This is a genomic window from Micromonospora sicca, from assembly GCF_003172935.1.
GTDB lineage: Bacteria > Actinomycetota > Actinomycetes > Mycobacteriales > Micromonosporaceae > Micromonospora > Micromonospora sicca.
Genome location: NZ_QGKS01000418.1, coordinates 1 through 7,157, shown reverse-complemented (window position 1 = coordinate 7,157; position 7,157 = coordinate 1). Strand labels below are relative to the sequence as shown.

The following is a 7,157-nucleotide window of genomic DNA, read 5'->3' as shown; positions in this document are numbered from 1 at the left end:
TCGTCCTGCAGCCGGTCGTCCTGGTAGGCGAGGATCGCGTGGACGAGACGCCGGGCGGTCTCTGGTAGCGGCAGCCTGTCAGCCAGGGCCCGGACGGTGAAGTCGACCAACCGCTCGGTGCCGAACCGCTCCCCGTCGGCCGACCGGGCCTCGATTATGCCGTCGGTGTAGAAGAGCACGTCGTCGCCGGGTTCGAGGGCCTCCTCGACCACCACCGGAGGGCGCCGGTCGCCGAGGGCCACCGGCAGGGCGGTGGGAGTGGGCAGGACGGTGGCGACCCTGCCTCGGCGGAGCACCAGCCCGCCCGGGTGCCCGGCGGAGATGACCCGCAGCCGGCCGGTGCGCTGGTCGAGTTCGGCCAGCACCCCGGTGATCAGCCCGCGCCGGTCGTGGTCACGCACTGCGGTGTCGATGTGGTGGTACGTCTCGACCAGGTCGAACCCGCTCCGACGGGCGTTGCGGTACGCGGCCAGGGCCAGGCTGGCGAGCATCACGGCGCGCATCCCGCCACCGGAACCGTGCCCGACGGCGTCGAACAGGGCGAGGTGGGCGGTGTCGCCGTTGACCGCGTAGTCGAAGGCGTCGCCACCCACGTCGTAGCAGGGCTCCAGGATCCCACTGATGATCACGTTGCCCGTGGAGAAGGTAAGCGGTGGAAGTTGGGCGCGCAGCATCTCGGCGGCCAGACGCATCGGCGCCCGGCGGCGGACCCGCTCGATCGTGTCGTTGTAGTGCGACCGCGTGATCACCAGCTCGGCGAGCAGGGCGGCGACCGCCTCGAACGCCGCCACCGAGGAGTCGGCCACGGCAGCTGCGGCGACCACCTCCGCGACGCCCATGCGCTCCATACCGTTGAGCAGCGGCAACCACAACCGCGCACCGTCGTCCACGGGCCCGCCGACGGGACGCAGCATGCTGAACGCCCGGCCGGCCAGGGTTCCCTCGATGGCCAGCGAGTCCCGGCGCGGTGCGTCCGGACCGGGCAGGGGAAGCAGCTGACGCTGCTCGTGGTCGACCAGGTAGAGCACCATGTCGTCGGCGCCGAGCTGCCTGGCGGCCCACCGTGCCATCCCCGGCAGGTCCTCAGGCAGGGCGTGGTGCGACTGCCGCAGCAGACCTTGCAGTGCGTCCCGCTCGCCCATGCCCACCGACCTTCGCCGCCGCCCGCGCGGGGCTACCCGACCGGTCAGAGTACCCGGGCGCTCCACCCATCCTGCACCAGTGCGCCACGGTGGCCTCGCCCGACGCCCGACGCCGCCCGGTCGCGCGAGGGGGATGCGGTGCCAGTCGTCACCGACCGGACCAAGCAGGCCGCCGCTGACCAGGCGGCGGCGGTGTTCAGGTAGTGGGGCGCCGTGGCCGTGGTGGTCGAGTTCGGCGCGGAGGGTGTTGGCGAAGCCCTCGGCCGTGGCGAGTTGGTCGCGTAGGGCAGTGACGCGGGCTGTGGCGGCGATTTGGAACATGGCAAGCCGGTCGAGCAGGGCGGCGCGGTCGGTGCCGATGGCGGTATTGAGAGCGTCGAGGACGGCGAGTAGGTCGCGCATCTCGTCGATGGTGAAGCCGAGGGGCTTCATCCGTTTGACGACGGCGAGGCGGTCGAGGTCGGGTTCGGTGTACAGGCGGAAGCCGCCTTCGCTGCGGGCGGAGGGCACGATCAGGCCGGCTTCCTCGTAGTGGCGGATGGTCCGGATGCTCAGTCCGACCCGTTCGGCTGCCTCGCCGATCTGCATGAGGCGGTCGGTGGCGGGGCCGGAGGCGTGCTGCTCCGGCCGGTGTCCCGGTTGGTGGTGGCCATCAGTGGCCGACGCCGAGTTGGCCGGCGAGGGTGTCGTGGATGCGGGCGCTGGGTGTGTTCAGTTCGATGATCTCGACGGTCTTGCCGCGGGTGGCGTACTTGGTGGTGATCGCGTCGAGGGCGGCGACGGAGGAGGCGTCCCAGACGTGGGCGTAGGTCATGTCGATGACCACGGTTTCGGGGTCGCCTGCGTAGTCGAACTGGCCGACGAGGTCGTTGCTGGAGGCGAAGAACAGCTCACCGTGCACGGAGTAGATGCGGGTGGTGCCGTCGGGGTCGAGCACGCTGGTCACCTCGACCAGGTGAGCGACCCGCCGGGCGAAGATCACCATGGCGGTGAGCACACCGACAACAACGCCGATGGCCAGGTTGTGGGTGGCCAGGGTGGTGCCGACGGTGGCGAGCATGACGATCGTCTCGCCGTACGGCATGCGCTTGAGTGTGGCCGGGGCGACGGAGTGCCAGTCGAACGTGGACACCGCCACGATGATCATGACGGCGACCAGGGCGGCCATCGGGATCACCGCGACCACGTCGCCGAGCGCGACGACCAGGATCAGCAGGAACACGCCGGCCAGGAACGTCGACAGGCGGGTGCGGGCGCCGGACGCCTTCACGTTGATCATCGTCTGGCCGATCATGGCGCAGCCGCCCATGCCGCCCATGCCGCCGAAGAACCCGGAGCCGGCGGAGCGGACCTCGACGGTGTCGCCGGCGAGGTGGCGCAGCCAGCCGGCGACCATCTGGGAGCGGCCGGCGTTGTGTACGCAGACGAACAGGACACTGGGCTTGTCGGACATCAGGAGCCTCTCTGGCGGTGCGGGTCGCAGGGCGGTTCACCGGCGCCTCGTCGGGAATCGCGGGCAGTGATCGGTCGGGGTCGCTGTTGTGGTCGAGCAGCCGGTACCGGCCGGCCGGGGGTCGGTTGATCAGGCCGCGGTACGACGTGTCGGCGCTCCGGTGCTCGGGCTTGCTGGTCATGGGCGGTGGTCGAGGGCCGGGTCCCAGTCGTCGGTGGGCACCACCACCTGATCGGCGGCCCGCCCGGCGTCGGGATAGAGCGCCGCCAGGAGACCGATGCCCACGGCGAGCCCGACGGCCTGGGCAAGGACGAAGCCGGGGACGGAGGCGGGCGCGATGCCGGCGAAGGTGTCGGTGAACGCGCGGCCGATCGTCACGGCCGGGTTGGCGAACGAGGTGGACGAGGTGAACCAGTACGCGGCCCCGATGTACGCGCCGACGGCGGCGGGCGCGACGGGGGCGCGGCCGGAGCGGGCGAGGGCGAAGACCAGCAGGATCAGGCCGGCGGTGGCGACGACCTCGCCGAGCCACAGGTTGCCGGCGGGGCGGTCCTTGGCGGAGAGGTCGACCGCGGCCAGGTCGAACATCAGGTTGGCCAGCACCGATCCGGCGATCGCCCCGGTGACCTGGGCTGCGCCGAGGTCGCGGCCGGTGAGGCCGGTCCCGGTGCGGCGGCCGAGGAACCAGTCGGCGGCGGAGACCACCGGGTTGAAGTGCGCACTGCCACGGGGTCGACGACGGATCATGTGCTACGGTAGCCGAGTTGCAGTTTTGATTTCCGTAGACGTTTTCCGGCGCCTGATGGGGCATCTGAAACCCATCCAGGCGCTTTTCGTTTTTCGTGTCGTTTCGACGCGGGTGATCAACGCGGCGGCGTAAGGGTCCGCACAGTGCGGTCTCTGACAGCCTGCGAAGGAGCAGACATGACTACAGGTACCGTGAAGTGGTTCAACGCCGACAAGGGCTTCGGCTTCATCAGCCCGGACGGCGGCGGCGCCGACGTCTTCGCCCACTTCTCCGCGATCTCGGCGAGCGGCTTCCGCAGCCTCGACGAGAATCAGAAGGTGGAGTTCGACATCACCCAGGGCCAGAAGGGCCCGCAGGCGGAGAACATCCGCCCGCTTTGATCCACATTCTGTGAGCGGCGGCCCGACTGGTTCAGCGGGCCGCCGTTCGGCGTTCCATGCGCTCACCACGGCATGGCGAAAGTCGTCTGATCGGCAGAAGGCCGGCCATCTCGGTCTGGAGCCAGCTCAGCATTCCCCCGTGTTCTCTTCCCTGGATCGATTCGGACCTCGGGCGCTAGTCTGCCAAGGCCGACTGTCAGCTCGCCCAAGGCGTGCCTCTGGCTCATGAAGCAGACAGACGCAGGCATCGACCCTTATCCCTAACGAGCCGAATTCCGCATCGCCGCCGCCCTGACGGTAGAGGCACGTACGGTCGCGGTCAGGTAGAGCACACCACGGTCGGACTCGACGCCTTACCTCCTGATGACTGTCAGCCAGCCGGGACCCGGGGTGTACGGCGTTACATCTTGAAGGGTTGGTGACTATGACGACGACCTACTCGGGTCCTGCGAGGCTGATCCTGGTCGACGGCGCCTGCATCTCCGGCATGGCTTCCCTCAGTACCAACCAGCGCGGAGGACTCAACGGCTGGGGCGGCACGTTCCGTCCGGACGAGATCACGACAGACCTTCGCAACGCAGTCCAAGGGCTGCAACTGGAGCTGCCCTACGATCGGGTGGGGACAGTCGCCGTCACCGGCATACGCAAGCTACTCGCCACGCAGGTGTTGATGTCGTTGGCAGGCCGCGGACCCGCACCATTCTGATCGTGCGCCGCACGGCCGCCGCTATATCGCCGCCGCGAACGCGGTCACTCTGCTCCGAGGCAGCGACGAGGGCAGGACCGTGTTGATCGGTAGACTCTGCCAGGAACCGCTAACTCTCATGGCTAACCGGGCGTCCCGGGTGCGTTACGAGGGGTGCGTGCAGCGAACAGCCGTTCCTTCCCAGGAGAGTGCGCGCACCTGGCTCTGCCGGCTCCGCCTGAAAATGACCCCGTGGTTCCGGGGCGAAAGGGTCACTTCACCGGGTCCTGGCTAGACCCAGGACACCAGGCGTGACCAAGCCGCTGATCCTTGGGCTGATCGCCGAACGCGAGACGGCAGCAAGACGTTGCTCAGCCTGGCCGACCACACCGATCCGGCGACACCCGCTGACTCGACCGTCGCCAGCCCTCGGGGGATGTCACTCGCGTGTCAGGCCCGGTGGCAGCGCGTCTTCGTCGGGTCGTACCCGGCGGGTGTTGGTCACGGGGTCGCGTTGGACGGTGTGGATCAGTTGTTCCGGGCCGCCGACGCAGGTCCAGGTGTCGTCCCAGAGTGCGGAGACCAGCCACGATCGGTCGGCGGGGAAGAACAGGTCGGGCAGTGATCCACGGGCGTGGCGTATGTGACCACCGGTGCGCCAGGTGAGGGCCTGCTCGGGTCCGGCCTTGATCAGCACGTACGGCCAGTTCCAGTAGAGCGACACCCTGGGGGCCTGGGGAAGGACGACGTCGTGGGCGCCGGTGTCGAGGTAGGCCAGCCACCAGGGCTGGTCGGGGGTGTGCGTGATGAGGTCTTCGACCAGGGCGTGCTCGTAGGCGACGGCGGTGACATCGTCGGCCTGGTACGTGGTGGCGTAGGCGTCGAAGATCGGCGGGATGGCGGTGGTGATCGAGACGCCGGCGGTGGTGTGACCGGCGATCCATTCCACGTCGGCGGCGGTGCCGATGCGCCAGTCCCGGCCGTCCTTGCTGACCTGCACACCACTATTTAAGCCGCTGCGGTGATGGTTGGCGTGAAAATCGGGCTGGTCGCGGTACGGCCGGCGGCCTCCGTCATGGTCAGTCACACCGTGCTCTTCCCCCGCTCGATGTGGGGGCTGATGCTCCCGGACCTCGCACAGCGGGTCCGAGATGCCCGGCGGCGGGTGCGGCAGGCTGGGGTTGCCGTGCCCGCTGGGCCGGGAGTGGGGATGGCTCTGTGTGTTCCGCCGTGCCTGTGGCTGACCTTCGAGGTGCCGCCCACTCGCGCCTCGCGGGCGGGTTGGTTGAACGGGCGCGGCACCGCTGGCCGTAGATGCTGGTGCCCGGAGGTGGTGGGTATGGCTGCGTGTGTTTCGCCGAGATTGCTTGGCTGACGGTAGGAGATGCCACGCGCCGCTTCGTCGTCTGTGGATCCGGCAGACCGCTGATGGAGACCCGCGACCTGCGTTCGCATCGCTAGAAGGTGCCGGCAAACCCGAACCCACAGACCAGGGCCACTCGAGAGAACCGACCGATGAAGGGGAGCGCGACGGTGGCGAAGCTGTGGATCGGCGTGGACATCGGCAAGACCCACCACCATGTCGCCGCCGTCGACGGTGACGGCCATCTGGTCTACTCCCGCCGGGTCGCCAACGACGAGACCGCCCTCCTGACGGTCATGGCCGAGGTGTCGACGCATGGCCGTCCGGTCTGCTGGGCGGTGGACGTCACCACTGGCCTGTCGGCGCTGCTGCTGACCCTGCTGTGGCGGCGGCAGGTCCAGGTCCGGTACGTCTCCGGTACGGTCGCGTTCCACATGGCCGCCGCGTTCGCCGGAGAGAACAAGACCGACGCCCGCGACGCGGTGGTCATCGCCCAGACCATCCGCATGCGGCCCGACATCCCGATCCTGGAACCCTCCGACCGGCTCCTCGCCGAACTCACCGTGCTCACCGGCTACCGCGCCGACCTTGTCGGCCAGCGCGTCGCCACCCTGTTCCGATTGCAGGAACTACTCACGGGCATGAGCCCCGCCCTGGAGCGGGCTGTGGACCTGAACCGCAAAGGCCCGATGATGGTGCTGGCGTGCTGGCAGACGCCGGCCGCGATCCGGCACGCCGGCGTCGACCGGATCACCGCCCTGCTCCGACGCGGTCACGTCAAGAACGCCGTCCACGTCGCCGAGGCGATGGTCGCCGCCGCACGGCAGCAGACCGTCACGCTGCCCGGCCAACGCGCCGCCGCCGTGGTAGTCGGGCAGATGGCCACCGAGATCCTCGCCCTGGAGCAACGCATCGCCGCCGTCGACGACCTCATCGCCGACCAGCTCGACCAGCACCCCCTGGCGCCGATCATCGGGAGTCTGCCGGGCATGGGCCCCCTGCTCACCGCCGAACTGCTCGTCCACACCGCCGGAATGACCGAGTACGACAGCCCGGCAAAACTCGCCGCCCACGCCGGCTTGGCGCCTGTTTCCCGCGACTCCGGAACGGTTTCCGGAAACCATCGGCAGCCCCGCCGCTATCACCGGAGACTGAGCCTTTCCGCGTAACGGGTCGTGGCGTTGGGTGATCAGGTTGTGCGGTTGTGGTCGAAGTGCAGGAGTACGAGGGCTGCCGCGGTGATCCTGCCGATGCTCCAAGGGCAGAGGCTGACGTTGCGCAACGCTTTGAAGGTGGTCTTGAGCAGGGAGTTTCCGCGTTCGCCGATGGCGCGGACACCGTTGTGGGCTCTGTTGAACTGCTGCTGCACGTCGGTTCAGGCGCCGT

At 69.1% G+C, this 7,157-nt stretch carries 5 protein-coding genes and 5 pseudogenes; 3 read left to right on the top strand and 7 right to left on the bottom strand.

The features are described 5' to 3' along the window. The 5 genes and pseudogenes from DKT69_RS40325 to DKT69_RS41515 all read right to left on the bottom strand — a co-directional run. Positions 1-491 (bottom strand): PP2C family protein-serine/threonine phosphatase (locus DKT69_RS40325; RefSeq protein WP_236648491.1); only part of this gene is annotated, 491 nt, incomplete at its 3' end. A gap of 870 nt (positions 492-1,361) precedes the next feature. After that, a pseudogene (locus DKT69_RS32390) lies at positions 1,362-1,730 on the bottom strand (MerR family transcriptional regulator); the annotation flags it as partial. A gap of 64 nt (positions 1,731-1,794) precedes the next feature. After that, positions 1,795-2,478 (bottom strand): annotated as a pseudogene (locus DKT69_RS32385) (SulP family inorganic anion transporter); the annotation flags it as partial. Beyond that, positions 2,476-2,595: pseudogene (locus DKT69_RS41520) on the bottom strand (arsenate reductase/protein-tyrosine-phosphatase family protein); the annotation flags it as partial. The pseudogenes DKT69_RS32385 and DKT69_RS41520, both read right to left, overlap by 3 nt. 177 nt (positions 2,596-2,772) lie before the next feature. After that, a complete protein-coding gene (locus tag DKT69_RS41515) occupies positions 2,773-3,342 on the bottom strand; it encodes an MIP/aquaporin family protein (protein WP_236648490.1) in 570 nt (189 codons plus the stop codon). A 177-nt stretch (positions 3,343-3,519) separates the two neighbouring features. On the opposite strand from DKT69_RS41515, the gene DKT69_RS32375 reads away from it, so the two are divergent. Both DKT69_RS32375 and DKT69_RS32370 read left to right on the top strand, forming a co-directional pair. After that, positions 3,520-3,723: a cold-shock protein gene (locus DKT69_RS32375; RefSeq protein WP_007074326.1), complete on the top strand. Its 204-nt coding sequence runs from the start codon at positions 3,520-3,522 to the stop codon at positions 3,721-3,723. A 424-nt stretch (positions 3,724-4,147) separates the two neighbouring features. Further along, the gene (locus tag DKT69_RS32370; RefSeq protein WP_109805227.1) at positions 4,148-4,429 is read left to right on the top strand and encodes a hypothetical protein; all 282 of its coding nucleotides are present in this window, start codon (positions 4,148-4,150) and stop codon (positions 4,427-4,429) included. A 418-nt stretch (positions 4,430-4,847) separates the two neighbouring features. Here the strand turns inward: DKT69_RS32370 and DKT69_RS39250 are convergent, their stop codons facing one another. Continuing rightward, positions 4,848-5,495 carry a hypothetical protein gene (locus DKT69_RS39250; RefSeq protein ID WP_236648489.1) on the bottom strand — a complete coding sequence of 216 codons (648 nt, stop codon included), beginning with the start codon at positions 5,493-5,495 and terminating at the stop codon, positions 4,848-4,850. 446 nt (positions 5,496-5,941) lie between these two features. Between DKT69_RS39250 and DKT69_RS32355 the strand changes: the two are divergent. Further along, positions 5,942-6,925, top strand: a pseudogene (locus DKT69_RS32355) (IS110 family RNA-guided transposase); the annotation flags it as partial. Between the two features lie 35 nt (positions 6,926-6,960). Here the strand turns inward: DKT69_RS32355 and DKT69_RS32350 are convergent. Next, positions 6,961-7,104, bottom strand: a pseudogene (locus tag DKT69_RS32350) (IS5/IS1182 family transposase); the annotation flags it as partial. Positions 7,105-7,157: the final 53 nt, after the last annotated feature.